The sequence below is a fragment of the Enterobacter sp. TCD1-1 genome, from assembly GCF_020567405.1.
Taxonomy (GTDB): Bacteria; Pseudomonadota; Gammaproteobacteria; order Enterobacterales; family Enterobacteriaceae; genus Enterobacter; species Enterobacter quasiroggenkampii.
Window position 1 is genome coordinate 2,527,029 of record NZ_JAJCXF010000001.1, and the last position, 26,213, is coordinate 2,553,241.

Consider the following 26,213-nt stretch of genomic DNA (forward strand, 5'->3'; position numbering starts at 1 on the left):
GGGAATAAGGGGCAGGGAAAATTGCCGGGTGGCGCTAACGCTTACCCGGCCTACGTATGGAGAGCGGTTTTACAGCGCCAGCAGACGCTCAACGGACGGCGCGAAGTAGTAGCCGCCGGTCACCGGTTTGGTGAAGCGCAGCATGGCGTCGCGCTTGCCGTCGGTATCGCCGAACATGCTCAGCAGCTGCTGTTCAATATTATACAGGCGCGCGCAGTAGGCGCAGAAGTAGAGGCCGTGCGTGCCGCTTGCCGTGCCGTACGGCAGGCTCTGGCGGACAATCTTCAGTCCTTTACCGTCTTCCTTGAGGTCAACGCGGGTCAGGTGCGAGGTGACCGGACGGTCATCACCGTCGATCTCTTCGTTGGCCTCTTTCGTACGGCCAATCATCATCTCCTGGTCGTGCACGCTCATGCGGTTAAGCTGCTTGAGGTTATGCTCCCAGCGCTGCACGAACACGTAGCTGCCGCCCGCGTCCACGCCGTCTTTGATTACCGCGACTTCACGACGCGTCTCTTCACCCGCCGGGTTTTCCGTTCCGTCGACGAAGCCGCTCAGATCGCGCTCTTCGACCCAGCGGAAACCGTGAACCTCTTCCTGCACCTCAATGCTGTCGCCAAAGGCCGCCACCGCCGCCTGGGCAACGGAGAAGTTCACGTCGTGACGCAGAGAAAGAATGTGGATCAGCACGTCGTACTGGGTCGCCGGAGCCAGGCCTTTGCCGTAAGGGATGAAGTCCTTCAGCTCTTCCGCCCCTTCGCCGCCGCTCAGCTGACGCCAGACGTTATTGCCAAACGCAACGACGGCGCCGAGGTGGGCTTCCGGGAATTTGGCCTGGAAGGTCGCCAGTTTATCAATAAACGCTTTGCTGGCCGCACGCAGGGCATCCACGTCCCCTTTGACATTGGCTTCAATCCAAATCGCCGCGCGGCAATGTTCTGGCAAAATGCCACTCTGAACCTGAGACATCGCTCCTCCTGAAATAAAGATGCCACGTCAGCGTGGCATTGATGGCGGCTATTATACCCGGATTTCAGCGGGGCGGTTTGTTCAGACGCAAATTACTGCTTCCAGAGTATTTTGCTCACCTTCCAGCTCTTCAGCGTGTCGTCAGACGGCATCAACCCTTCCGGACCGCTCCAGGTGCCGGTAAAAACATAGCTGATGTGCTGGCTGCCTTCCGCCTTACACTCCACCGCCACTTCATCGTCGGATGGCGCGCTGGAGCAGTTGCCAAAGGCCTGCTTATAAAGATCGCTAAACGGGGTCCCGACCTTCACGCCGCTGGCGGTCGGAATATCTTCGTCCATCACCGCGATCCGGTTTACCGTGCCTTTGTCACCGTTGATCACCAGTGCCAGCTTATCGCCCTTCAGCGCTTCGTAATAGCGAACTATATTGCCATTCTCTGTTTTCATGCCGCTGCGCAGGCGGTAATCGCTGCTGAGCGCATCCTGAATAGCATTCTGATCCAGCGCCGTCGCGGCGGTAATTTTCCCCACGCCCTGCTCGGTCACTTCCGTTGATGAGCCAAACCAGTTCCACGGATACGCGGCGGACCAGTTAATGGAGGAGAGCGTCGAACAGCCGGTCAATGCCAGCGGGAGAGCGCATAAGAGTAAACGCAGCGATTTCATTGAAACGTCCTTACGTGTTAAATCAACGCTTGTTGGAGTGCGACATCGGCAAAAAGTGCCGGATTAATCATCCTGCGGCGCAAAACAGGCCCGAAGGCGCGGGTTGGTCAGTAGCCACAGCAGCGCCACAATATCGGCAACCACCAGCGCAACGCCGATGCCCGTCAGCGGTTCACCGTACCACCAGAGTACCGGCTGCCAGAAGAGCAGCGCAATCTGGGCAAGGATCAGCAGCCCGCGAAGCGCGCGCCACAAACGCGGGATTGCATGCCGTCGGCCGCTGCATAAGAAAGCCACCACCGCCGGTACGCCCGGCAGCAAGCCGAGCCAGAAGGCATCGTGATCGGGATAAAAGAGCGTCAGCAGCGTGTCGCCCTGCCCGCGCGACGCGGCGGCCATCACGAACAGCACCCAGGTCCGGGCCTGGAGCAGCAGAACGCACCAGAATAAAAAGGGCAGCCTGACGCGCCCCTGCGCGTCATAGTCTGCCGGATGGATCTCAGTACTCTTCATCTTCGATGAGACGCTTTCCTAAATTCAGCACGTCAGCGTGTACGTAGCCCAGGCGTTCATACATACCCAGCACCACGTCGTTATCTTCCCGCACCATGATCTGGATTTTCGGACAGCCGCGGGCGATCAGCTTCTTCTCGAGCCGGTTGAGCAGCGCATTGGCGATGCCGCGACCACGGTATTCCGGATGCACGCCCAGATAATAGGCCGAGCCGCGATGGCCGTCGTAACCGCCCATGACTGTCCCCACGACCTCGCCATTGACTTCCGCGACCAGAAACAGACTGACGTCGTGATTCACCTTACGTTCGATATCCATTTCCGGATCGTTCCACGGACGCAGCAGATCGCAGCGCTCCCAAAGGGTGATCACCTCTTCGAAATCTTCCTGGCGAAAAACGCGTATCTCCATGGTATTAACCGCCTTTTCGGGTTTAAAAACAGTGATTATGGCGCGAACCACGCCTTTAGCCAATAACCGGGGAAAATCTCGCCAAAATTTGGCATAATGTCACTTTGTCACGTATTGAAATGAAAAGTAAAACAATTCTCACTATGGACTGTCGTAACGCTAAACGCGATACGATATAACACCAGGACCCCATTTTTTAGTATTCAGGCCGCATGAGCACATTCAAACCATTAAAAGCACTCACATCGCGTCGTCAGGTTCTCAAAGCGGGGCTGGCGGCCTTAACGTTAACGGGCATCGCAAAGCAGGCTCAGGCGAAAGACGAGAGCACGCTCAAAACCAGTAACGGACACAGCAAACCGAAAACGAAAAAGCCGGGCGCGAAGCGTCTGGTGATGCTCGACCCAGGCCACGGCGGTATTGATACCGGCGCCATCGGCAAAAACGGGTCGAAAGAAAAACACGTCGTGCTGGCGATTGCAAAAAATGTGCGGGCGATTTTACGCAGCAACGGCATTGACGCCCGCCTGACGCGCTCTGGCGATACCTTTATTCCGCTGTATGACCGCGTAGAGATCGCCCACCAGCACGGGGCGGATCTGTTTATGTCGATTCACGCCGACGGCTTTACCAACCCGTCTGCCGCCGGCGCCTCGGTGTTTGCGCTTTCCAACCGCGGCGCCAGTAGCGCCATGGCGAAATACCTCTCCGATCGCGAAAACCGGGCGGATGAAGTCGCCGGGAAGAAAGCCACTGACAAGGACCACCTGCTACAGCAGGTGCTGTTCGACCTCGTGCAGACGGATACGATCAAAAATAGCCTGACGCTCGGCTCGCATATTCTGAAAAAGATTAAGCCGGTGCATCGACTGCACAGTAAAGGCACCGAGCAGGCGGCGTTCGTGGTGCTGAAATCACCGTCCATCCCGTCCGTACTGGTGGAAACCTCGTTCATTACCAACCCGGAAGAGGAGCGACTCCTCGGCACCGCGGCGTTTCGTCAGAAGATTGCCAACGCCATCGCTTCCGGCATTATCAGTTACTTCAACTGGTTCGATAACCAAAAAGCGCACTCCAGGAAACGTTGATGAAACCCAATGCTCAACTGGTCAAAACGTTCCTGCTGCAGCTGCAGGATGAGATTTGCCAGAAACTGGCCGCCGCAGACGGCGGAGAATTTCAGGAAGATACCTGGCAGCGCGAGGCCGGTGGTGGCGGACGCAGCCGCGTGCTGCGTAACGGCGGCATCTTTGAACAGGCCGGGGTGAATTTTTCCCACGTTCATGGCGACGCGATGCCCGCGTCTGCGACGGCACATCGTCCTGAGCTTGCAGGCCGCAGCTTCGAAGCGATGGGCGTCTCGCTGGTGGTGCATCCGCACAACCCGTTTGTGCCGACCAGCCACGCCAACGTGCGCTTTTTCATTGCCGAAAAGCCGGGGGCCGATCCGGTCTGGTGGTTTGGCGGCGGTTTCGACATGACGCCCTACTACGGCTTCGAAGAGGATGCCGTGCACTGGCACACCACCGCGCGGGACCTTTGTGTGCCGTTTGGCGAAGACGTTTACCCGAAATATAAAAAGTGGTGCGACGACTACTTTTACCTGAAGCACCGCGACGAGCAGCGCGGCATCGGCGGACTGTTCTTTGACGACCTCAACACGCCTGATTTTGATACCGCGTTCAGCTTTATGCGCGCGGTAGGTGAAGGCTATACCGACGCCTATCTGCCCATCGTCGAACGCCGTAAAAACACCGACTACGGCGTGCGCGAGCGTGAGTTCCAGCTCTACCGCCGCGGGCGCTACGTGGAGTTCAACCTGGTGTGGGATCGCGGGACGCTGTTCGGCCTGCAGACCGGCGGGCGCACGGAGTCGATTCTGATGTCGATGCCGCCGCTGGTGCGCTGGGAGTACTGCTACGAGCCAAAAGAAGGCAGCCCGGAGGCTGCCTTAAAAGAGTTTATTCAGGTGCGGGATTGGGTGTAACTCCCCTCACCCCGGCCCTCTCCCCATAGGGGAGAGGGTGAAAGACGGCTCGGTGCAGTTCCCTCTCCCCTATGGGGAGAGGGTTAGGGTGAGGGGTTTACAGCGGCTGCGTCTGCGCCTCAACCACCGCCAGCGCCACCATATTCACGATACGGCGCACGGAGGCAATCGGCGTTAACACGTGCACCGGTTTTGCCACGCCCATCAGCACCGGTCCTACGGTCACCCCTTCAGAGCTGGAGACGCGCAGCAGGTTATAGCTGATACGCGCCGCTTCCACGTTCGGCATAATCAGGATATTTGCCGATCCCTTCAGCGGGCTGTCCGGCATACGTTCGTTACGGATGCTCTCCACCAGCGCCGCATCGCCGTGCATTTCCCCGTCAATCATCAGCTCTGGCGCGCGCTCGCGCACCAGCGCCAGCGTCTCACGCATTTTGCAGGCCGCCGCCGATTTAGACGAACCAAAGTTAGAGTGCGACAGCAGCGCCACCTTCGGTTCGATACCAAAGCGACGCACGGTCTCAGCGGCCATCACGGTGATCTCCGCCAGCTCGTCCGGGGTGGGATCGTCGTTAACGTAGGTATCGGCAATAAAGGTGTTGCCGCTTGGCAGCAGCAGGGCGTTCATCGCCCCGGCGGTGTGCACGCCGTCGCGATAGCCGAAGATCTCCTGCACCACGCTAAAGTGCTCGTGGTAATCGCCGATGGTGCCGCAGATCAGCGCATCCGCCTCGCCGCGATGGACCATGATCGCGCCGATCACCGTCGTGTTGCTGATGACGGCTTTCTGCGCCTGCTCCTGGGTGATCCCCCGACGTTTCATGATCGCGTAGTATTCGCTCCAGTACTCTTTGAAGCGCGGATCGGATTCGTTGTTGACGATCTCGAAGTCGACGCCCGGCTTAATCTGCAGGCCCAGCTTCTGGATACGCATTTCGATCACGCTCGGACGACCAATCAGAATCGGCTTCGCCAGGCCTAAGGTGATCAGCTCCTGAGTGGCGTGCAGCACGCGCGCCTCTTCCCCTTCCGCCAGCACCACGCGCTTCGCGTCGGCGCGCGCCTGGGAGAAGATCGGCTTCATGAACAGGTTCGTTTTATAGACAAACTCGGTGAGTTTATCGACGTAAGCGTCGAAATCCTCAATCGGACGCGTCGCCACGCCGGAATCCATCGCCGCTTTGGCCACCGCAGGGGCAATTTTGACAATCAGACGCGGGTCGAACGGTTTTGGAATGATGTAGTCAGGGCCAAAGCTCAGATCCTGATCGCCATAAGCTGAGGCAACCACTTCGCTCTGCTCGGCGTGGGCCAGCTCCGCGATGGCGTGCACGGCGGCCAGCTTCATCTCTTCGTTGATTGCCGTCGCGCCGACGTCCAGCGCGCCGCGGAAGATGAACGGGAAGCAGAGCACGTTGTTGACCTGGTTCGGGTAGTCGGAACGCCCGGTACAGATAATGGCGTCTTCACGCACCGCTTTCGCCAGCGGCGGCAGAATTTCCGGTTCCGGGTTGGCCAGGGCCAGGATCATCGGCGCGCGCGCCATCTTCTTCACCATCTCCTGGGTCAGCACCTTCGGACCCGAGCAGCCGAGGAAGATATCCGCGCCGTCGATCACGTCCTCAAGCGTGCGTTTACCGTCGTCTTCTACCGCATACGCCGCTTTGGTTTCCGCCATGTTCGGCTCGCGATCTTTGTAAATCACGCCCTTAGAGTCACAGACCACAATGTTGTGTTTCTGCATACCCAGCGCTACCAGCAGGTTCATACAGGCAATCGCCGCGGCGCCTGCGCCCGACACCACCATGCGCACGTCGGAGAGATTTTTCTCCACCACGCGCAGGCCGTTGAGAATGGCGGCGGTGCTGATAATGGCCGTACCGTGCTGGTCGTCATGGAACACGGGAATGTTCATACGCTCGCGCAGCTTCTGCTCGATATAGAAACATTCCGGCGCTTTAATGTCTTCCAGGTTGATCCCCCCGAAGGTCGGCTCCAGCGCGGCCACCACGTTGATGAATTTGTCAGGATCGAGCTCGTCCACCTCGATATCAAACACGTCGATACCGGCGAATTTTTTGAACAGCACCCCCTTGCCTTCCATCACCGGCTTACCGGCCAGCGCGCCGATGTTACCGAGACCCAGTACCGCCGTGCCGTTAGAGATCACGGCAACAAGGTTGCCACGCGCGGTATATTTGTAGGCCGCCAGCGGATCTTTTTCGATTTCCAGACACGGGGCCGCTACGCCCGGCGAATAGGCCAGCGCCAGATCGCGCTGGGTTGCCAGCGGTTTGGTTGGGGAGACCTGAATTTTGCCCGGGACAGGGAACTCGTGAAAATCGAGGGCACTCTGTTTCAACTGCTCATCCATCTTATTTATCCTTTCACGTATCGGTCAAAAGGGTGACGAAAGCGATCCGGTTGCACACCCTGGTGTGCCGCCTAGTATCGCCTCAGACTGCCTCCTAAACTTTGAAGGCTGCCAAACTCTCACCATCACACATTAAAAATTGTTATCAATTTATAACAGCCATGTTACCCGTCTCAAAAGCAATGCCTCCCCCGTCTGCTATGCTTTTTTGTTAAGTCCATCATGATTTTTCCAGAAGTGTGAACTAACGCACTCATCTAACTCTTTTATTTCCAAGGAGTAATCATTTATGAACCAGCTAGACGGCATCAAACAATTCACCACCGTGGTAGCCGACAGCGGCGATATCGAGTCGATTCGTCACTACCAGCCGGAGGATGCGACCACTAACCCTTCGCTACTGCTCAAGGCAGCCGGGCTTGCCCATTTTAGTCATCTGATTGATGACGCCATTGCCTACGGTAAGCAGCGCGGGAAAACGCAGGAGCAGCAGGTCGCCGAAGCCAGCGACAAGCTGGCGGTTAATTTTGGTGCGGAAATTCTTAAAAGCATTCCGGGCCGCGTCTCGACTGAAGTCGACGCCCGCCTCTCGTTCGATAAAGAAAAGAGCATTAATAAAGCGCGTCGTCTGGTGGAACTCTACCAGGAGCAGGGGATCGATAAATCACGCATTCTGATCAAGCTGGCGTCGACCTGGGAAGGCATCCGCGCCGCAGAGGTGCTGGAAAAAGAGGGGATTCACTGCAACCTGACGCTGCTGTTCTCCTTTGCCCAGGCGCGCGCTTGTGCCGAAGCGGGCGTGTTCCTGGTGTCACCGTTTGTAGGCCGCATCTACGACTGGTACCAGGCGAAACAGCCGATGGATCCGTACGTGGTGGATGAGGACCCGGGGGTGAAATCGGTGCGCAATATTTACGACTACTACAAGCAGCATCGCTACGAAACCATCGTGATGGGGGCCAGCTTCCGCCGTACCGAGCAGATCCTTGCCCTGGCAGGCTGCGACCGCCTGACCATCTCCCCTAACCTGCTCAAAGAACTACAGGACAAAGAAGAGACGGTGATCCGCAAGCTGGTGCCAACCTCTACCGTTCTGCCAAAACCGAAAGCCATGACCGAAGCGGAGTTCCGCTGGGAGCACAATCAGGACGCAATGGCCGTGGAAAAACTGGCGGAAGGTATCCGTCTGTTCGCCGTCGACCAGCGCAAACTTGAAGATCTTCTCGCTGCCAAACTTTAACCTTGCCACGGAGTGAACTATGTCCCGTAAAGAGCTCGCCAATGCCATCCGCGCCCTCAGCATGGATGCCGTGCAGAAAGCCAATTCCGGCCACCCCGGCGCACCGATGGGCATGGCCGATATTGCCGAAGTGCTGTGGAACGACTTCCTGAAGCACAACCCCAACGATCCCACCTGGTATGACCGTGACCGCTTTATTCTCTCCAACGGCCACGCCTCGATGCTGCTCTACAGCCTGCTACACTTGTCCGGTTACGATCTGCCGCTTGAGGAGCTGAAAAACTTCCGCCAGCTGCACTCCAAAACCCCGGGACACCCGGAGATCGGCTATACGCCGGGCGTGGAGACCACCACCGGGCCGCTCGGTCAGGGGCTGGCAAATGCGGTCGGGCTGGCGATTGCCGAACGTACGCTGGCGGCACAGTTCAACCAGCCGGACCACGAGATTGTCGATCACTACACCTATGTGTTTATGGGTGACGGCTGTCTGATGGAGGGGATCTCCCACGAGGTCTGCTCCCTGGCGGGCACCCTGGGGCTGGGCAAGCTGATCGGGTTCTACGATCACAACGGCATCTCCATCGACGGGGAAACCGAAGGCTGGTTCACTGACGACACGGCAAAACGCTTCGAGGCCTACCACTGGCACGTGGTGCACGAGATCGACGGCCACGATCCTGAGGCGGTGAAAAAAGCGATTCAGGAAGCGCAGAGCGTGAAGGACAAACCGTCCCTGATTATCTGCCGCACGGTTATAGGCTTCGGCTCACCGAACAAGGCGGGCAAAGAAGAGGCGCACGGCGCGGCGCTGGGTGACGAAGAAGTGGCGCTGACCCGCCAGAAGCTGGGCTGGAAATACCCGCCATTTGAAATCCCGAAAGAGATCTACAGAGCCTGGGATGCCCGTGAAGCGGGTGAAAAAGCCCAGCACGCCTGGAACGAGAAGTTTGCCGCGTACAAAAAAGCGCACCCGGATCTGGCCGCCGAGTTTTCCCGCCGCATGAGCGGCGGTCTGCCGGAGGACTGGGACGATAAAACTCAGGCGCTGATTGAAAACCTGCAGTCCAACCCGGCAAAAATCGCCACCCGTAAGGCGTCGCAAAACACCCTGAATGCGATTGGCCCTCTTCTCCCTGAACTGCTGGGCGGCTCGGCGGATCTGGCACCGAGTAACCTGACCATCTGGTCGGGCTCAAAATCGCTGAAAGAGGACATTGCCGGGAATTACATCCATTACGGCGTGCGCGAGTTCGGGATGACCGCGATCGCCAACGGCATCGCTCACCACGGCGGCTTCGTGCCCTACACCGCCACCTTCCTGATGTTCGTCGAGTACGCCCGTAACGCGGCGCGCATGGCAGCGCTGATGAAGGCGCGGCAGATTATGGTCTATACCCACGACTCCATCGGTCTGGGAGAAGACGGCCCCACCCACCAGGCGGTTGAACAGCTGGCGAGCCTGCGCCTGACGCCAAACTTCAGCACCTGGCGTCCCTGCGATCAGGTCGAAGCGGCGGTGGGCTGGAAGCTGGCGGTAGAACGCCATAACGGCCCGACGGCACTGATTCTGTCACGCCAGAACCTGGCGCAGATAGAGCGCACTCCGGAGCAGGTGAAAAACATCGCTCGCGGCGGCTATATCCTGAAAGACAGCGGCGGCAAGCCGGACGTGATCCTGATTGCGACCGGTTCAGAGGTGGAAATCACGGTGAAAGCGGCGGAGAAACTGACCGCCGAGGGCCACGCGGTGCGGGTCGTCTCCCTGCCTTCCACGGATATCTTTGACGCCCAGGACGAGGCGTACCGGGAATCGGTCCTGCCGTCCAGCGTCACGGCGCGCGTGGCGGTGGAGGCCGGTATTGCCGACTACTGGTACAAGTATGTCGGGCTCAAAGGAGCGATTGTGGGCATGCGGGGCTACGGTGAGTCCGCCCCTGCCGATAAGCTGTTCCCGTACTTCGGCTTTACCGTTGAGAACGTGGTGGAGAAGGCGCTGAGCGTGATCTAATGCGGCCTGCGTTGCCGGGTGGCGCTGTCGCTTACCCGGCCTATAAAAAATCGGGTGGCATTGCCACCCTTTTTTATACCACCCGAACCCCTGCCGCCATCGCCCGCTCCGGCGTTAACAACACGCTTTCGCTGGCGTCATCGGTTTCCGCGCAGAGCAACATGCATTCAGACGTTTCGCCGCGCATCTTCGCTTTCGCCAGGTTACACAGCACCACCACCGTTTTTCCCATGAGCTCCTCTTCCCGGTAATACGGCACCAGGCTGGTGACGGTTTGCAGCGTTCTTCCCCCCACATCAATCTGGGCGATGTAGAGTTTATCTGCGTTGGCGTGGCGCTTAACGTTCACAATCGTCCCCACGCGGATCTCCAGCTTTGCAAAATCATCGTAAGCTACGGTATCCATTCTTTCCCTCCAGGTAAAATTTTACTAAATACTAGCACAGCATTTATCGGAAGCAATGGGCAGGATATTTAGTAAAAACTGATGCATGTCCTGCCCCATCCTTTACAATGGGTTATCACGTGGGGAATAAGGACAAACATGGCTACGCTCAAAGACATCGCGACGGAGGCTGGCGTTTCGCTGGCGACGGTATCCCGGGTTTTAAACGATGACCCAACGTTGAACGTAAAAGAAGAGACCAAACACCGCATTCTGGAGATTGCTGAAAAGCTGGAATATAAGAGTACCACGTCCCGCAAAATGCAGTCTGCCGCGGTGGGTCAGCAACACATTCTGGCGCTCTACAGCTACCAGCAAGAGCTGGAGATTAACGACCCTTACTACCTTGCCATCCGCCACGGCATTGAGACGCAGTGTGAAAAGCTGGGCGTCGAACTGAGCAACTGTTACGCCAATGCTACCCTGCCTGAGATTAAAAAACTCACCGGCGTACTGATTGTGGGCAAGCCTGCCTCAGCCATTCGTCGTACCGCGATGGCCCTGACGGACAACGTCTGCTTTATCGATTTCCACGAGCCCGGCAGCGAGTACGATTCCGTTGACATTGATCTCTCCCGCATCAGCAAGCAGATCGTTGATTTCTTTATTCGTCAGGATGTTAAGCGCATCGGTTTTATCGGTGGGGAAGATGAGCCCGGCAAAGCCGATATCCGCGAAGCCGCTTTCGTGGAGTATGGCCGCCTGAAAGGAGTGGTGTCAGAAGAGGATATCTGGCGCGGCGGTTTTTCCAGCTCATCCGGATACGAACTGGCAAAAACCATGCTGGCCCGGGACAGCTGGCCCACTGCGCTGTTTGTGGCATCGGATTCCATTGCCATCGGCGTATTGCGCGCTATCCACGAAAAAGGGCTGGCGATCCCGGAGGATATTTCGCTCATCAGCGTCAACGATATCCCGACCGCCCGCTTCACCTTTCCGCCGCTCTCGACCGTACGTATCCACTCGGAAATGATGGGCAGCCAGGGGGTGAATCTGCTGCTGGAAAAAGCCCGCGACGGCCGGACGCTGCCGCTTCAGGTTTTCGTGCCGAGCGTGCTGAAACTGCGCGGCACGACCCGCTAAACTCCCTCGTTTTACACGATGCCGGGCATGCCCGGCATTTTTTTATTTCGTGATCGAGTTAAAGCAAATCAATTTTACTGATTTTATTTAGTAAAATATTTACTAAAATTCCCAGCAATGATGTTTACCTCCAACAGGGAGATCGCATGAATCGCTGGGAAAATATTCAACTCACGCATGAGAACCGGCTTGCGCCGCGTGCATACTTCTTCTCTTACGACACCGTCGCACAGGCTCGTACCTTTGCTCGCGAAGCCAGCAGCCACTTTCTGTCTCTGAGCGGTAAGTGGAACTTTCGCTTTTTCACCAATCCCCTTCTGGTACCGGAAAACTTCACATCTGAATACATGACCGACTGGGGCGACATTACCGTACCCGCCATGTGGCAGATGGAAGGCCACGGCGAGCTGCAGTATACCGACGAAGGCTTTCCCTTCCCGGTAGACGTGCCGTGGGTACCGGCAGACAACCCAACCGGGGCGTACCAGCGCCACTTCACCCTCTCGGACGGCTGGCAGGGGAAGCAGACCCTCATTAAGTTTGACGGCGTCGAAACCTGGTACGAAGTCTACGTGAATGGTCACTACATTGGCTTTAGCAAGGGCAGTCGACTGACCGCCGAGTTTGATATCAGCCACGCGGTGCGCAGCGGACAAAACCTGCTGTGCGTGCGGGTGCTGCAGTGGGCGGATTCGACCTACATTGAGGATCAGGACATGTGGTGGACGGCCGGTATTTTCCGCGACGTTTATCTGATCGGCAAAAATCCAACCCACGTGCGCGACATCACGATTAAAACCACCTTTGACGAGGCCTGGAAAGACGCCACCCTCTTCTGCCAGCTTGAGCTGGAAAACCTGGCCCCGCAGGCTTCAGCCGTGTCGCTGGAGTATGCCCTGTACGATGGCGAGACGATGCTCCATCAGGGCATGACCAACGGCCTGACCGTGACCCGCAGCGCGGAAACGACCTTTAGCATTGAGGTCAAACAGCCTGAGCAGTGGTCTGCAGAATCGCCCTACCTCTACCATCTGGTGATGACGCTAAAAGATGAGCACGGGCAGACGCTGGAGGTTATCCCGCAGCGCATCGGGTTCCGCGACATCAAGGTACGCGACGGTCTGTTCTACGTGAACAACCGCTACTTGAAGCTGCACGGCGTAAACCGTCACGACAACGATCACCTGAAGGGCCGCGCCGTGGGCATGGATCGCGTCGAGCGTGACCTGATCCTGATGAAGCAGCACAACATCAACTCGGTACGCACTGCCCACTACCCCAACGATCCGCGCTTCTACGAGCTGTGCGACCTCTACGGCCTGTTCGTGATGGCGGAGACAGATGTGGAATCCCACGGTTTTGCCAACGTCGGCGACCTGAGCCGCATCACGGACGATCCGGTATGGGAACCGGTGTACGTTGAGCGCATCGAGCGCCATATTCACGCCCAGAAAAACCACCCTTCAATCATCATCTGGTCGCTTGGAAACGAGTCCGGCTACGGCTGCAATATTCGCGCCATGGCCCGGGCCGCGAAGGCGCTGGACGACACGCGCCTGCTGCATTACGAAGAAGATCGCGATGCCGAGGTGGTGGATATCATCTCCACCATGTACACCCGCGTGCCGCTGATGAATTTATTCGGTGAATATCCCCACGCCAAACCGCGCATTATCTGCGAATACGCCCATGCGATGGGCAACGGCCCAGGCGGGTTAACGGAATATCAAAACGTCTTCGATCGCCACGACTGCATTCAGGGCCACTACGTCTGGGAGTGGTGCGACCACGGCATTCAGGCGGAAGATGCCAGCGGCAATACGTATTACGCCTACGGCGGCGACTTTGGCGACTACCCGAATAATTACAACTTCTGCCTCGACGGGCTGATCTACTCCGACCAAACGCCGGGTCCGGGGCTGCGTGAATATAAGCAGGTGATTGCCCCGGTCAAACTGCGCTGGCAGGACGGCGAGCTGCGCGTTGAAAACCGCTTCTGGTTCACTAGCCTGGATGATTACACCCTGCTGGTCGAGGTGCGGGCAGAAGGTGAAACGCGCTACAGCCAGCCGCTGCAAATCTCCGGCCTCGCCCCCAACAGCGCGCGCAGCCTGCGTCTGGAGCTGCCGGAATCCGACGAGCGCGAAACGTTCCTGACCGTGCGTATCAGCAAAAACAGCCGCACGCGCTACAGCGAAGCCGGGCACGAGATCGCGGTGTACCAGTTCCCGCTTAAGGCGCGTACGGCTCACGCCACGCCGTTTATTAACCCCAATGCGACGCCGCTGCTGCTGGAAGAAGACCGCCTGAACTGTACCGTGACCGGGCACAACTTCCGCGCACGGTTCTCAAAAGTGACGGGGAAACTCTGTTCCTGGCAGGTTAACGGTGAGGAAAACCTCACCCGCGAGCCAAAGATTAATTTCTTCAAGCCGACGATCGATAACCACAGGCAGGAGTATGAAGGCCTGTGGCAGCCCAACCACCTGCAGATTATGCAGGAGCACCTGCGCGGATTTGAGATCGAGCAGCAGGATGATGCGGTCATCATTACGACCCGCACGCTGATTGCTCCGCCGGTATTTGATTTTGGCATGCGCTGTACCTATCGCTGGCGCATCGCCGCCGACGGGCAAATCAACGTTGAGCTGAGCGGAGAACGCTACGGTGATTATCCGCACATTATCCCGTGCATCGGCTTTACCCTCGGCATCAACGGCGAATTCGACCAGGTAAGCTACTACGGACGCGGACCCGGAGAGAACTATCCGGACAGCCAGCAGGCCAGCACCGTCGATCTGTGGCACACCACGGTGGATGAGATGTTTGAGAACTACCCGTTCCCGCAGAACAACGGCAACCACCAACAGGTGCGCTGGGCTACGCTTGCCAGCCGTCACGGCAGCGGCCTGCTGGTGGTACCTGAGCAGCCGATTCACCTCAGCGCCTGGCGCTACACAGCAGAGAACATCCACGCTGCGCAGCACTGCAACGAACTGCGTCGTGGCGAGGACATTACCCTCAATCTCGACCACCAGGTACTGGGCTTAGGCTCCAACTCCTGGGGAAGCGAAGTGCTGGATACCTGGCGCGTCTGGTTCAGACCGTTCCGCTACGGCTTCACCCTACTTCCGCTGGAAGGCGGACACACCGCCGCGCAGGCACTGGCGCGCCATCGGTTCGGCACCGGTTTCTTCTCCATGAATTCGCACAGCGAGGCAGACAAATGATCGTTCTCGACAGCCTGGAACAGTTCCAGCAGCGTTATCGCACAGGCCGTAAATGGCAGCGCTGCGTAGAGGCCATTAATAACATCGACAACATCCAGCCCGGCGTTGCCCACTCGATTGGCGACTCTCTGGCCTACCGCGTGACCAATGATACCCGCACTGACGCGCTGTTCGTCGGCCATCGCCGCTATTTCGAGGTGCATTACTACCTGCAGGGCACGCAGAAAATTGAATACGCCGCAAAAGATGCCCTTCAGCTTGTGGAGTGCTACCGAGATGAAACCGACCGCGAATACCTGAAAGGCGTGGGTCAAACCGAACAGGTGCGCGAGGGACAGATCGTGATATGTGAAAACCACGAGGCGTATCGCTTTATCAGCGAAACGCCGGCCAAAAAAGTCGTCCTCTATGTGACCATCGAAGACGGCTATTTCCATAACAAATAAAAAATCCAGCGGTGCCAATGAAGCACCGCTCTCCTCCTCGTACCCGGAGAAAGATTATGTCTGAAACTACCAAGCGTAATACCATCGGCAAATTCGGCCTGCTGTCGCTGACGTTTGCCGCCGTATTCAGTTTTAACAACGTGATTAATAACAACATTGAGCTGGGGCTGGCCTCCGCGCCGATGTTCTTTTTAGCCACTCTGTTCTACTTCATTCCTTTCTGCCTGATTATCGCGGAATTTGTCTCCCTGAATAAAAACTCCGAAGCAGGCGTGTATGCCTGGGTGAAAAGCTCGCTGGGCGGGCGATGGGCGTTTATTACCGCCTACACCTACTGGTTCGTGAACCTGTTTTTCTTCACCTCGTTATTACCGCGCGTTATTGCCTACGCCTCTTACGCCTTTCTGGGGTATGAATACATTCTTACGCCGTTCGCCACCACGGTACTGAGCATGGTGCTGTTTGCCTTCTCGACCTGGGTCTCCACCAACGGGGCGAAAATGCTGGGGCCGATCACCTCTGTGACCTCTACGCTGATGCTGCTGCTCACCCTCTCCTACATTCTGCTGGCCGGCGCGGCGCTGGTGGGCGGCGTCCAGCCAGCCGACCCGATTACCGTTGACGCGATGATCCCCAACTTCAACTGGGCCTTCCTCGGCATCACCACCTGGATATTCATGGCTGCCGGGGGCGCAGAGTCCGTTGCGGTATACGTTAACGACGTTAAGGGCGGCTCAAAATCCTTCGTGAAGGTGATCATTCTGGCGGGCATTTTCATCGGCGTGCTCTACTCCATCTCTTCGGTGCTGATTAACGTCTTCATCAGCAGTAAAGAACTGAAATTTACCGGCGGCTCGGTGCAGGTGTTCCACGGTCTGGCGGTATGGTTTGGCCTGCCGGAGGTGCTGATGAACCGCTTTGTCGGCCTGGTCTCCTTTACCGCAATGTTCGGCTCCCTGCTGATGTGGACGGCAACGCCGGTCAAAATCTTCTTCTCCGAAATCCCAAGCGGCATTTTTGGGCCAAAAACCGTGGCGCTGAACGAGAACGGCGTACCGGCGCGCGCGGCGTGGATCCAGTATTTGATCGTCATTCCGCTCATGATTATCCCAACCATGGGGTCGAATACCGCGCAGGAGCTGATGAACACCGTCATCAATATGACCGCCGCTGCCTCCATGCTGCCGCCGCTGTTCATTATGCTGGCCTACCTGAACCTGCGTCGTAAGCTCGATCATCTCCCGCGCGACTTCCAAATGGGCTCGCGCACCACCGGTATTGTGGTGGTGTCGATGCTGATTGTAATTTTTGCCATCGGCTTTGTGGCCTCAACTTTCCCCACCGGTGCCAATATTCTGACGATTATTTTCTATAACGTCGGTGGCATTGTGTTATTCCTCGGATTTGCCTGGTGGAAATACAGCAAATACGTCAAGGGATTATCAAAAGAACAACAACAAACAGAAGCGTCACCTGCCTCACATCTTCACTAACGCTGAAGGCATGGATATTCTCTCATTGGGATGAGTGCATGAAAATTAAAGAGAAAACAATTGGGGCACTCGCTGCCCTCTCTTTCTGCTGCCCCGTATTCGCCGCAGAAGAAGCCAGACCCGCTGAACATGACGATACCCGAACCCCGGAAATTACCTCTCCGTCGTTTCGTTTTTATGGCGAACTGGGTGTTGGCGGATATATGGATTTAGAAGGTCAGAATAAACATAAATACAGTGACGGCACCTATATTGAAGGCGGTCTGGAAATGAAGCACGGACACTGGTTCGGCCTGATTTACGGCGAGGGCTGGACCGTACAGGCTGACCATCAGGGTAATGCCTGGGTGCCCGATCACAGCTGGGGCGGATTTGAAGGTGGGCTTAACCGCTTGTACGGCGGCTACAAGACCGACAGCAACACCGAAATCATGCTCAGCCTGCGTCAGGACTCATCGCTTGATGACCTGCAGTGGTGGGGAGATTTCACGCCCGATCTGGGCTACGTGATCCCCAACACCCGCGACATTATGTACGCGCTGAAGGTGCAGAACCTCTCCGGGAACCTGCGCTATAGCGTCACCGCCACGCCTGCGGGGCACCATGACGAAAGCAAAGCCTGGCTGCATTTTGGTAAATACGATCGCTATGACGATAAGTATACCTATCCGGCAATGGCCAACGGCTATATCCAGTATGACATCGTCAAAGATGTCACCTGGATGAACGGACTTGAGGTCACCGACGGCACGGGACAACTTTTCCTGACCGGCATTCTGTCGCCCAATCTGGCGGCGCGCGCCTGGCATCACACCGGACGCGCCAGCGGCAAGGACGTCTCCGGGACTGAAACTGGCTATATGGTCAGCGCCATGGTTGAAGCGTTAAAAGGTGTCTATCTCTCCACCGCTTACAGCTATGCAAAGCACCGCCCGGACAATGCCGCCGATGAAACAACCTCATTTATGCAGTTCGGCATCTGGTATGAGTACGGCGGTGGACGCTTTGCCACCGCAGCCGACAGCCGCTTCTATATGAAAAATGCCTCCGGCGACCCGAGCGATCAGGTCTTCCTGATGCAATATTTCTACTGGTAAAAGGATCTTCCAATATGAAACTCAGCCTTACACCGCTGGCCTGCGCGCTGGCGATCAGCTTTTCGGCTCACGCCGCCACCCCTGCTGATTTTAAAAACGTCATCAACCGTTCCGGTGCGCCGGAATACATGCACGATTTCGACGCTGACGACCACCAGCGGTTTAATCCCTTTTTCGATTTGGGTGCCTGGCATGGTCATTTGCTGCCGAACGGGCCGCAGACCCAGGGAGGATTTCCCGGCGTAGCGCTGCTCACCGAAGAGTACATCAACTTTATGGCGACCAATTTCGATCGCCTGAGCGTGTATCAGAACGGCAAAAAAGTCGATTTTACCCTTGAGGCTTACAGCCTTCCCGGCGCGCTGGTGCAGAAGTTGAACGCGAAAGATGTGCAGATCGCGATGACGCTGCGCTTTGCCACCGCGCGCACCTCGCTGCTGGAGACCCGCATCACCAGCAAGGCACCACTCGAGCTGGTGTGGGACGGCGAACTGCTGGAAAAACTGGAGGCCAAAGAGGGCAAACCGCTGTCGGATAAGACTATCGACGCCGCGTATCCAGACTATCAGCGCAGGCTGGTCCCCACACGTGACGGCCTGAAAGTGACTTTTGGCAAAGTGCGCTCCACCTGGGATCTGCTGACCTCCGGCAGTTCCGAATATCAGGTTCATAAATCCCTCCCCGTTGACACCACCATCGACGGGCATCGCTTTACCAGCCGGGCGCACGTTACCGGCAGCACCACGCTGTATACCACCTACTCCCATCTGCTGAATGCCGAAGAGGTGAAGCGCGAGCAGGTGCAGATCCGCGATATTCTGGCACGCCCGGCAGCCTATATGGCGGCCTCGCAACGGCGCTGGGAAGGCTATTTGCAGAAAGGGTTGACCAACCCTGATGCGACCCCAGAGCAAACGCGCGTGGCGGTGAAGGCCATCGAGACGCTGAACGGCAACTGGCGTTCGGCCGGCGGCGCGGTGCGCTATAACACGGTGACGCCATCCGTCACCGGACGGTGGTTCTCCGGCAACCAGACCTGGCCGTGGGATACCTGGAAACAGGCGTTTGCCATGTCGCATTTCAACCCGGATATCGCCAAAGAGAACATTCGCGCGGTCTTCTCCTGGCAAATCAAACCCGACGATCCGGTACGCCCGCAGGATGCCGGCTTTGTGCCGGATCTCATCGCCTGGAACCTGAACCCGGAACGCGGCGGCGACGGCGGTAACTGGAATGAGCGCAATACTAAACCAAGCCTGGCTGCGTGGTCGGTGATGGAGGTGTATAACACCACGCAGGATAAAGCCTGGCTGGCGGAAATGTACCCTAAACTGGTGGCTTACCACGACTGGTGGCTGCGCAACCGCGACCATAACGGCAACGGTGTGCCGGAGTACGGCGCGACGCGTGACAAAGCCCATAACACCGCCAGCGGGGAGATGCTCTTTACGGTCAAAAAAGGCGATAAAGAGGAATCGCTTTCCGGCCTGAACAACTATGCCCGGGTGATCGACAAGGGCCATTACGACAGTCTGGAGATCCCGGCGCAGGTTGCAGCCTCGTGGGAGTCAGGCCGCGATGATGCCGCCGTCTTCGGTTTTATCGATAAGGCCCAGTTGGATAAATACGTTGAAAACGGCGGCAAGCGCAGCGACTGGACGGTGAAATTTGCCGAAAACCGCGATAACGAGGGCAAGCTGCTGGGCTATTCGCTGCTGCAGGAGTCCGTCGATCAGGCGAGCTACATGTACAGCGACAATCACTATCTGGCGCAAATGGCGAGCCTGCTGGGTAAAGAGCAGGAGGCCAGCCGCTATCGCCAGCTGGCGGATAAGCTCGCGACCTACATCAATACCTGCATGTTCGACGCGAAGAGCGGTTTTTACTATGACATCCGTATCGAGGATAAACCGCTGGCGAACGGCTGCGCAGGCAAGCCTATCGTCGAGCGCGGTAAAGGGCCGGAAGGCTGGTCGCCGCTGTTTAACGGTGCGGCAACGCATGCGCATGCGGATGCCGTGGTGAAGGTGATGCTTGATCCGAAAGAGTTCAATACCTATGTGCCGCTCGGGACTGCCGCGCTCACCAATCCGGCATTTGGTCCGGATATCTACTGGCGAGGCCGGGTGTGGGTCGACCAGTTCTGGTTTGGCCTGAAAGGGATGGAACGCTATGGTTACCGTGAGCAGGCTCAAACGCTGGCAGAAAACTTCTTTAAGCACGCGAAGGGGTTAACGTCCGACGGCCCGATTCAGGAAAACTACAACCCGCTGACCGGCGCGCAGCAGGGCGCGCCTAACTTCTCCTGGAGCGCGGCGCATCTGTATATGCTGTATAACGACTTTTTCCGTAAACAGTAACGGGAAGCTGTCTGCTTTGCCGGGTGGCGCAGTCGCTTACCCGGCCTACGTTTCTGTCGTGCGGTCTGCCTGCCGGGTGGCGCTATCGCTTACCCGGCCTACGGCTCGTTTTTTTGTCGGCCGGATAAGCGATAGCGCCACCCGGCTAAAAGCTACCGCGTGATCCACAGCGTGGGCCAGGCGTCTGGCCCGTTCCAGTTATCGCAGCTGGGTTCCTCTGCATAACGCACCAGGCGGAAACGCTGGCCGTCAAACCGCCAGCGCGTCTGGAACCCACAGTCGCCCATACCGCGCCCCAGCGAGAGCGTGGTCAGCTCGCGCGTCTTCTCATCAAAGCTGGCGTTCATCAACTCTATTTCGCTGCTGTCGCTTGACGGCGTAAACGGCAGACGCAGCCTGACGCTGCGGGCAGAGAACGGTTTCTTACGTGACACCAGCCACGCCAGATCGACGGTGTTATAGGCCCCCGCCTCGCAGCTGACGATCAGCAGCGCCTTGTCATCGGTCAACGCGGTGACGCGCACTTCCCGGCGGTTAGGATCCAGCGAGCACTGGCTGCTGTTCATCCTGCCGGTGCCATAATCCAGCAGGTCGTTCAGTTCGGCATGGGAAAGCGGTGTTGGGGTAGGATTAACGGTCGCCACCTTTTTCAGGGCGGGTGCGGGCGGTACGCTTAACGGCGGATCGTCACCTTTTCTGATCCACGCGGTTTCACTGCCCACGCGCTTTTGCTGCGCATCAATGAACAGCAGCGCGGCTTTCAGACCGCTCAGAGATATCACCTGCTTACCACCGCGAAGGGTCAGGGCCTTCCCTTCCTGGATATTTTTCAGAAAGGCGGTGATGGTGGCCGCATCGTCCGTTTTCAGATGCCAGGGCGTGAGTTGCCAGCGCTGTTTGTCCAGCTTCAGGGGAATATTATCCAGCAGCAGCCGGGGGGCAATCTCAGGCTCTTTCACGGAAGGGGTATCAAGCCCGCCGAGATCGATACGCAGCGTGGCATCCGTTTTCGCCCCGGCGCTTCGGGTGAGAGTCATGACCAGACCACGGTGTTCGCCCGTGTTGCGGGCAAGGCAAAAGTTCTGGTTATTGCAGGTCACCTGCCAGTCAGAAAAGGCTTGCTGCGCGGGTGCAGCCCGCACCTGCGGCGCGAGGAGCACACAAAACAGGGAAAATAAAAAAACGCTGTAGCGCATGAATGGCACAATCCCGGAACGAAAACGCGTAACTGGGCAGTATCTTCGTGTTCCCGCCGGGGTTGCTCAATCGGATTTATCAGATATACCCGAAAAACAGGCTATATCCGTTCGAAAGGGGTATTCATCAGCCCGGTCGTCTGTAAATACTGCAGTAATATCACCGCCTTACCATCCCTGATTTCGCCTGAACGCACCATCTCCAGCGCCCGGGCAAAAGGAAGCTCCAGCACTTCGATATCTTCATCTTCTACGCCGCCGCCCCGGTGAGTGCGCTGCGCGTCGCTGTATTCCGCGATGAAGAAATGGACGATTTCCGTCACGCCGCCCGGCGACATAAACAGCTCGAAGACCTTTTTGACCTCGCCTACTTCGAAGCCGGTCTCTTCGACGGCCTCTTTGCGGATGCAGACTTCCGGCTCATCGTCATCGAGCAGGCCCGCGCAGGTTTCAATCAGACGTCCGTCCGGGTTGCCATTGACCCATGTTGCCACCCTGAACTGGCGGATCAGCACCACGCTCTGCTTTTCACGATTATAGAGCAGGATAGTTGCCCCGTTGCCGCGGTCGTAGACCTCGCGCCTGTGGCGGATCACTTCACCGTTGTTACGCGTCAGATCGTAGGTGATGTTACGCAGGACAAAGTAGTTTTCAGAGAGAATTTTGTCTTTGATAACGTCTATTTTCAGGGTCATACGGGCTCCACGACACAATGAGTCGTCCTATACTACGCCGTGAATCCCGCTTTGTCGCCCGCCGGATTAATGATGCTGTGGCGCATTACCTCCCAGCCAGTCGAGTATCCCTTGCGCGGCATGACGTCCTTCCGCCATCGCGGTCACCACCAGATCCGCGCCGCGTACCGCATCGCCCCCGGCGAAGATCTGCGGGTTGGTCGTCTGGTAACGGTAGCGGCTCTCAACCGAGGCCACGATCCGTCCCCAGTCGTCTGTTTCAACCCCCTGCGCCTGCAGCCAGGGCATCGCGTGAGGATTAAAACCAAACGCCATGATGACCGCATCCGCGGCCATCACAAACTCGCTGCCCGCCACCGGAACGGGCCGACGCCGTCCCTGCGCATCCGGTTCACCGAGCACGGTTCGCAGCATCCGGATACCGTTGACCTTACCGTTCGGATCCAGCGTCAGCTCAACCGGCTGAACGTTAAACTCAAACGCGGCCCCCTCTTCTCTGGCATTCTTCACCTCTTTCTTCGAGCCTGGCATGTTGGCCTCATCCCGACGATAGGCGCAGGTGACGTTTGCCGCCCCGTGGCGTAACGCAGTGCGGACGCAGTCCATCGCGGTGTCGCCTCCGCCCAGCACCACCACGTTCAGGCCACGGGTGTCGATGAACGGTTCGCTGGCCGTCGCCTCCAGCCCCATAACATGCCGCGTGTTGCCCACCAGGAAAGGCAGCGCGTCGTAGACCCCTGGCGCGTCCTCGTTCGGGATACCCGCCTTCATCGAACGATAGGTTCCCACCCCAATAAACAGGGCGTCGTAATCGTGCTTTAGCTGTGACATCGACACGTCCTGGCCCACCTCGCAGTTCAGCTCGAAGCGGATCCCCATCGCGGTAAATATCTCTCTGCGCCGCGCGAGCAGCGATTTGCCGAGCTTAAATGCCGGGATGCCAAAGGTCAGCAAACCGCCGATCTCCGGATGCCGGTCATAGACCGTCACGCTCACGCCGTGGCGCGCCAGCACGTCGGCGCACGCCAGCCCGGCGGGCCCCGCGCCGACAATCGCGACACGTTTACCTGACGGCGTGACGGCGGACACATCCGGCCGCCAGCCCATCGCCAGCGCCCGATCGGCGATATAGCGCTCAATGTTGCCGATGGTCACGGCGCCCACCGCTTCACGCAGCGTGCAGGCACCCTCGCATAGCCGGTCCTGCGGACAGACGCGGCCGGTAATTTCAGGTAAACAGTTGGTCTGATGAGAAAGCTCAGCCGCGCCGGTGATATCCCCTGCGTTGAGGCGCTCAATCCACTGCGGAATGTGGTTGTGCAGCGGGCAGGTCCATTCGCAAATGCTGTGCTCGCCGCACTTCAGGCAGCGCGACGCCTCGCGGGCGGCCTGTTCGGCCCGGAACGGCAGGTAAATTTCGTTAAAATGGCTCACGCGTTCGACGGCAGCCAGCTTATCGGGCTCGCCGCGGGGCGCCGTCGCCTGCATCTGCTGCTGTTTGGTACGCGGCGCGTCCACGCTGACGGCCTCCGCATCATGCCAGGGTTGCGCCTCCAGGCAGGCCGTGCGCTGTCGGCGCGATTTCGCCAGATTATCCAGCACGGCAGGCGTCGCCAGGGAGAGGACATCTGCGGGGCAATTTTCGATACAGGCCGGGCCGTGTGGACGCGTCAGGCAGAGATCGCATTTATTCGCCGAGGCCTTCACGCTGCCGTTGTCGAGCGGGGTGACGATAATCTCCATCGTGCCAAACGGGCAGGCCACCACGCAGGCCTTACAGCCGATGCATTTTTGTTGATTCACCTGTACGCTGTCATCGCATTTGCTGATGGCACCGTTCGGGCAGCTTTGCGCGCAGGGTGCATTGTCGCAATGATGGCAGGTCACCGGGCGGCTCTTCTCGCCGGATCTCAGGACCGTGATACGGGGATGAAAATAGCGCTCGCTCAGGACATGCTGCTCATCGTTGTGCGCCATCACGCAGGCCACTTCGCAGGCGCGACACCCAATGCACTGCTGGCTGTTAGCCATAATAAAACGATTCATAACCACACCTGTTTTTGGTTCAATAACCTTTCTCTTTATAAGAGTATGGTATTTACGCATCACGGTGCGTTCGGGCAATGTTCAAATGCCCGGAACGCCCAATTATTTCCAGTGAACCTGTGGCAGATCAATTTTATTCAGAGAGCCGTTCTGTGACCGTTAAACGACCCGTTTCCGGAAGCCTTGCCTGGGCTTTCTTTTCGATCATTGCCCTATCCGTGCTCAGCAGCACCGTCGCGCTGCTGACGCTGGCCAGCAGCCAGCGCGATGCCGAAGCCATTAATATCGCCGGTTCGCTGCGCATGCAGAGCTATCGTCTGGGCTACGAGATGCAGCGCAACAGCCCTTCCCTTGCGGCACATCGCGAGAGCTGGCAACAGACGCTCGGCGCGCCTGCCCTGCAGAAGCTGAACCGCTGGTACGTCCCGGACAATGTGAAAGCACGCTATCAGCAGCTGCATGTGGCCTGGCAGGAGATGGATGCGCGCATCGCCCGCGGCGACAGCGCGTGGTATCAACGCAATATTGAGGATTTTGTCGGCCGCATTGATGCCTTTGTGCTCGCCCTCCAGCACTACACCGAACATAAAATTCAGACGGTCACCCTGCTCTCGCTGGCTGGCGCACTCGGGATCCTGCTGCTGACGCTGTTTACCCTGCGACGCATCCGTCGTCAGGTGGTGCTGCCGCTGAATAACCTGGTGGCGGCCAGCGAACGCATTGAGCGCGGCGAATTTGCCACTCCTGCGCCGGATAGCGCCCTGCCGAACGAGCTGGGCCAGCTTTCACGCGCCTTTAACCACATGTCAGCCGAGCTCGATACGCTCTACCGTTCGCTCGAAGCCTCGGTTGCGGAAAAGACGCGGCACCTGCACGAAGCCCACCAGCAGCTCGACATGCTGTTCAAGTGCTCGCAGGCGCTCAATACCGGCCAGATAGACAGCCACTGTTTCCGGCATATCCTGCAGATTGTCCATGACTATACGCAGATGAATTATCTGGAACTGCGCACCAGCGACGACTGGCGGCTGTGTGAAGGGACGGAGGCTGAGGGTATCCCTCTGCAAAACCTGCCGGTACTGATGCAGGACACGCTCTACGGCGAGCTGCGCTGGCAAAGCGAGGCGGACAGCGTCCCCCTTCCGCTGATGAGAAGCGTGGCGACCATGCTCGGGCGCGGGCTGTACTTTAACCAGGCGCAAAAGCATTACCAGCAGCTGCTGCTGATGGAAGAGCGCGCCACCATTGCCCGCGAGCTGCACGATTCGCTGGCGCAGGTGCTGTCGTATCTGCGCATTCAGCTTGCGTTGCTCAAACGCGCCGTGCCGGAAGAAAATACCCAAGCGCAGGCTATTATCACCGACTTCTCCCGTGAGCTGAACAACGCCTGGCAGCAGCTTCGCGAGCTGCTGACCACCTTCCGCCTGACGCTGAACCATGCGAATTTACCCGCGGCGCTGCAGGAGTCCCTCGACGGGCTGCAGAGCCAGACGCAGGCGAAACTGCATCTCGACTGCCGCCTCTCCTCGCTGGCGCTGGACGCGCAAAAGCAGGTGCATTTGCTGCAGATCGTTCGTGAAGCCGTGCTGAACGCCATTAAGCACGCGCAGGCGAGCGAAATCACCGTCAGCTGCGTGACTGCAGCGGACGGTACACACAGCGTCAGCATTCGCGACAACGGCATCGGGATTGGCGAAGCCAGCGAGCCGCCGGGACATTACGGGCTGAACATCATGCGCGAACGCGCGCAGCGGCTTGGAGGAGTGCTGCACTTCTCGCAGCCGCAAAACGGCGGCACGCTGGTCAGCGTGACGTTTCCGGCGCCCACGCCGTTAACGGGTAAATAACGGTAAAGAGGGAAGCGCAGGGAAAAGCGCATGATAATTTACACTATCTCCTTTATTTCTCCACGTTTGACCTGGGCCTTACCGCTAAAGTTATGCGGGCA

20 protein-coding genes are annotated in these 26,213 nt (G+C 57.9%); 11 read left to right on the plus strand and 9 right to left on the minus strand.

Annotated elements, in window-relative coordinates:
• Positions 1–69: 69 nt before the first annotated feature.
• From LJA86_RS12075 to LJA86_RS12090, 4 genes are all read right to left on the minus strand, one after another.
• Complete coding sequence (locus LJA86_RS12075) at positions 70–969, minus strand: Dyp-type peroxidase (RefSeq protein WP_048226164.1); 900 nt, start codon at positions 967–969, stop codon at positions 70–72.
• Between the two features lie 92 nt (positions 970–1,061).
• On the minus strand, positions 1,062–1,637 hold the full coding sequence (locus tag LJA86_RS12080) for an RpoE-regulated lipoprotein (protein ID WP_126534718.1): 576 nt from the start codon (positions 1,635–1,637) through the stop codon (positions 1,062–1,064).
• A 63-nt stretch (positions 1,638–1,700) separates the two neighbouring features.
• Complete coding sequence (locus tag LJA86_RS12085) at positions 1,701–2,150, minus strand: DUF2919 domain-containing protein (RefSeq protein ID WP_048226167.1); 450 nt, start codon at positions 2,148–2,150, stop codon at positions 1,701–1,703.
• Positions 2,137–2,562, minus strand: coding sequence for a GNAT family acetyltransferase (locus LJA86_RS12090; RefSeq protein ID WP_008501614.1), 426 nt, complete (start codon positions 2,560–2,562; stop codon positions 2,137–2,139). Before LJA86_RS12090 ends, LJA86_RS12085 begins: the two co-directional genes overlap by 14 nt.
• Positions 2,563–2,774: 212 nt before the next feature.
• Between LJA86_RS12090 and amiA the strand changes: the two genes are divergently transcribed.
• On the plus strand, positions 2,775–3,650 hold the full coding sequence (gene amiA, locus LJA86_RS12095) for an N-acetylmuramoyl-L-alanine amidase AmiA (RefSeq protein WP_045325904.1): 876 nt from the start codon (positions 2,775–2,777) through the stop codon (positions 3,648–3,650).
• Positions 3,650–4,549: an oxygen-dependent coproporphyrinogen oxidase gene (gene hemF, locus LJA86_RS12100; protein WP_223539342.1), complete on the plus strand. Its 900-nt coding sequence runs from the start codon at positions 3,650–3,652 to the stop codon at positions 4,547–4,549. Before amiA ends, hemF begins: the two co-directional genes overlap by 1 nt.
• A 97-nt stretch (positions 4,550–4,646) precedes the next feature.
• Here the strand turns inward: hemF and maeB are convergent, their stop codons facing one another.
• Positions 4,647–6,926, minus strand: coding sequence for an NADP-dependent oxaloacetate-decarboxylating malate dehydrogenase (gene maeB / locus LJA86_RS12105; RefSeq protein WP_045406103.1), 2,280 nt, complete (start codon positions 6,924–6,926; stop codon positions 4,647–4,649).
• Between the two features lie 289 nt (positions 6,927–7,215).
• Here maeB and tal point away from each other — a divergent pair, with 289 nt between their 5' ends.
• Together tal and tkt are read left to right on the plus strand one after the other, a co-directional pair.
• Positions 7,216–8,166: a transaldolase gene (gene tal, locus LJA86_RS12110; protein WP_045909457.1), complete on the plus strand. Its 951-nt coding sequence runs from the start codon at positions 7,216–7,218 to the stop codon at positions 8,164–8,166.
• Between the two features lie 19 nt (positions 8,167–8,185).
• Positions 8,186–10,174 (plus strand): transketolase, encoded by a 1,989-nt coding sequence (tkt, locus tag LJA86_RS12115; protein WP_229226215.1) that lies wholly within the window; start codon positions 8,186–8,188, stop codon positions 10,172–10,174.
• A 73-nt stretch (positions 10,175–10,247) separates the two neighbouring features.
• On the opposite strand, the gene LJA86_RS12120 is transcribed toward tkt, so the two are convergent.
• Positions 10,248–10,580 (minus strand): tRNA-binding protein, encoded by a 333-nt coding sequence (locus LJA86_RS12120; protein WP_063622226.1) that lies wholly within the window; start codon positions 10,578–10,580, stop codon positions 10,248–10,250.
• 138 nt (positions 10,581–10,718) lie between these two features.
• Here LJA86_RS12120 and ebgR point away from each other — a divergent pair, with 138 nt between their 5' ends.
• The 6 genes from ebgR to ygjK all read left to right on the plus strand — a co-directional run bounded on the left by ebgR (position 10,719) and on the right by ygjK (position 20,328).
• Positions 10,719–11,702: a transcriptional regulator EbgR gene (gene ebgR / locus LJA86_RS12125; RefSeq protein WP_069719738.1), complete on the plus strand. Its 984-nt coding sequence runs from the start codon at positions 10,719–10,721 to the stop codon at positions 11,700–11,702.
• Positions 11,703–11,848: 146 nt separating this feature from the next.
• The gene (gene ebgA, locus LJA86_RS12130) at positions 11,849–14,932 is read left to right on the plus strand and encodes a beta-galactosidase subunit alpha (protein WP_229226216.1); all 3,084 of its coding nucleotides are present in this window, start codon (positions 11,849–11,851) and stop codon (positions 14,930–14,932) included.
• The gene (locus LJA86_RS12135) at positions 14,929–15,378 is read left to right on the plus strand and encodes a beta-galactosidase subunit beta (protein WP_229226217.1); all 450 of its coding nucleotides are present in this window, start codon (positions 14,929–14,931) and stop codon (positions 15,376–15,378) included. The genes ebgA and LJA86_RS12135 overlap by 4 nt, the downstream gene beginning before the upstream one ends.
• A gap of 56 nt (positions 15,379–15,434) precedes the next feature.
• A complete protein-coding gene (locus LJA86_RS12140) occupies positions 15,435–16,871 on the plus strand; it encodes an amino acid permease (protein WP_229226218.1) in 1,437 nt (478 codons plus the stop codon).
• 38 nt (positions 16,872–16,909) lie between these two features.
• On the plus strand, positions 16,910–17,968 hold the full coding sequence (gene ygjJ, locus LJA86_RS12145; protein WP_063622231.1) for a protein YgjJ: 1,059 nt from the start codon (positions 16,910–16,912) through the stop codon (positions 17,966–17,968).
• A gap of 14 nt (positions 17,969–17,982) precedes the next feature.
• Positions 17,983–20,328 carry an alpha-glucosidase gene (gene ygjK, locus LJA86_RS12150; RefSeq protein WP_229226219.1) on the plus strand — a complete coding sequence of 782 codons (2,346 nt, stop codon included), beginning with the start codon at positions 17,983–17,985 and terminating at the stop codon, positions 20,326–20,328.
• 152 nt (positions 20,329–20,480) lie between these two features.
• On the opposite strand, the gene LJA86_RS12155 is transcribed toward ygjK, so the two are convergent.
• From LJA86_RS12155 to aegA, 3 genes are all read right to left on the minus strand, one after another.
• Positions 20,481–21,524, minus strand: a complete 1,044-nt coding sequence (locus tag LJA86_RS12155) for a DUF1176 domain-containing protein (RefSeq protein ID WP_196346748.1) — start codon at positions 21,522–21,524, stop codon at positions 20,481–20,483.
• Between the two features lie 101 nt (positions 21,525–21,625).
• Positions 21,626–22,219, minus strand: a complete 594-nt coding sequence (nudK, locus tag LJA86_RS12160) for a GDP-mannose pyrophosphatase NudK (RefSeq protein WP_048029618.1) — start codon at positions 22,217–22,219, stop codon at positions 21,626–21,628.
• A gap of 66 nt (positions 22,220–22,285) precedes the next feature.
• Positions 22,286–24,265, minus strand: a complete 1,980-nt coding sequence (gene aegA, locus LJA86_RS12165) for a formate-dependent uric acid utilization protein AegA (RefSeq protein ID WP_267491600.1) — start codon at positions 24,263–24,265, stop codon at positions 22,286–22,288.
• Positions 24,266–24,417: 152 nt separating this feature from the next.
• Here aegA and narQ point away from each other — a divergent pair, with 152 nt between their 5' ends.
• Entirely contained in the window at positions 24,418–26,112 is a 1,695-nt protein-coding gene (gene narQ, locus LJA86_RS12170; protein WP_063622290.1) for a nitrate/nitrite two-component system sensor histidine kinase NarQ, read from the plus strand.
• Positions 26,113–26,213: the final 101 nt, after the last annotated feature.

Excerpts from the sequence above, each read along its gene's own strand:
- hemF (WP_223539342.1), top strand. The coding sequence starts at position 3,650 with ATGAAACCCAATGCTCAACTGGTCAAAACGTTCCTGCTGCAGCTGCAG.
- tal (WP_045909457.1), top strand. The coding sequence starts at position 7,216 with ATGAACCAGCTAGACGGCATCAAACAATTCACCACCGTGGTAGCCGAC.
- ebgR (WP_069719738.1), top strand. The coding sequence starts at position 10,719 with ATGGCTACGCTCAAAGACATCGCGACGGAGGCTGGCGTTTCGCTGGCG.
- aegA (WP_267491600.1), bottom strand. The coding sequence starts at position 24,265 with ATGAATCGTTTTATTATGGCTAACAGCCAGCAGTGCATTGGGTGTCGC.
- ygjK (WP_229226219.1), top strand. The coding sequence starts at position 17,983 with ATGAAACTCAGCCTTACACCGCTGGCCTGCGCGCTGGCGATCAGCTTT.
- LJA86_RS12120 (WP_063622226.1), bottom strand. The coding sequence starts at position 10,580 with ATGGATACCGTAGCTTACGATGATTTTGCAAAGCTGGAGATCCGCGTG.
- LJA86_RS12090 (WP_008501614.1), bottom strand. The coding sequence starts at position 2,562 with ATGGAGATACGCGTTTTTCGCCAGGAAGATTTCGAAGAGGTGATCACC.
- LJA86_RS12140 (WP_229226218.1), top strand. The coding sequence starts at position 15,435 with ATGTCTGAAACTACCAAGCGTAATACCATCGGCAAATTCGGCCTGCTG.
- LJA86_RS12135 (WP_229226217.1), top strand. The coding sequence starts at position 14,929 with ATGATCGTTCTCGACAGCCTGGAACAGTTCCAGCAGCGTTATCGCACA.
- maeB (WP_045406103.1), bottom strand. The coding sequence starts at position 6,926 with ATGGATGAGCAGTTGAAACAGAGTGCCCTCGATTTTCACGAGTTCCCT.
- LJA86_RS12080 (WP_126534718.1), bottom strand. The coding sequence starts at position 1,637 with ATGAAATCGCTGCGTTTACTCTTATGCGCTCTCCCGCTGGCATTGACC.
- LJA86_RS12085 (WP_048226167.1), bottom strand. The coding sequence starts at position 2,150 with ATGAAGAGTACTGAGATCCATCCGGCAGACTATGACGCGCAGGGGCGC.
- ebgA (WP_229226216.1), top strand. The coding sequence starts at position 11,849 with ATGAATCGCTGGGAAAATATTCAACTCACGCATGAGAACCGGCTTGCG.
- ygjJ (WP_063622231.1), top strand. The coding sequence starts at position 16,910 with ATGAAAATTAAAGAGAAAACAATTGGGGCACTCGCTGCCCTCTCTTTC.
- LJA86_RS12155 (WP_196346748.1), bottom strand. The coding sequence starts at position 21,524 with ATGCGCTACAGCGTTTTTTTATTTTCCCTGTTTTGTGTGCTCCTCGCG.
- LJA86_RS12075 (WP_048226164.1), bottom strand. The coding sequence starts at position 969 with ATGTCTCAGGTTCAGAGTGGCATTTTGCCAGAACATTGCCGCGCGGCG.
- tkt (WP_229226215.1), top strand. The coding sequence starts at position 8,186 with ATGTCCCGTAAAGAGCTCGCCAATGCCATCCGCGCCCTCAGCATGGAT.
- nudK (WP_048029618.1), bottom strand. The coding sequence starts at position 22,219 with ATGACCCTGAAAATAGACGTTATCAAAGACAAAATTCTCTCTGAAAAC.
- amiA (WP_045325904.1), top strand. The coding sequence starts at position 2,775 with ATGAGCACATTCAAACCATTAAAAGCACTCACATCGCGTCGTCAGGTT.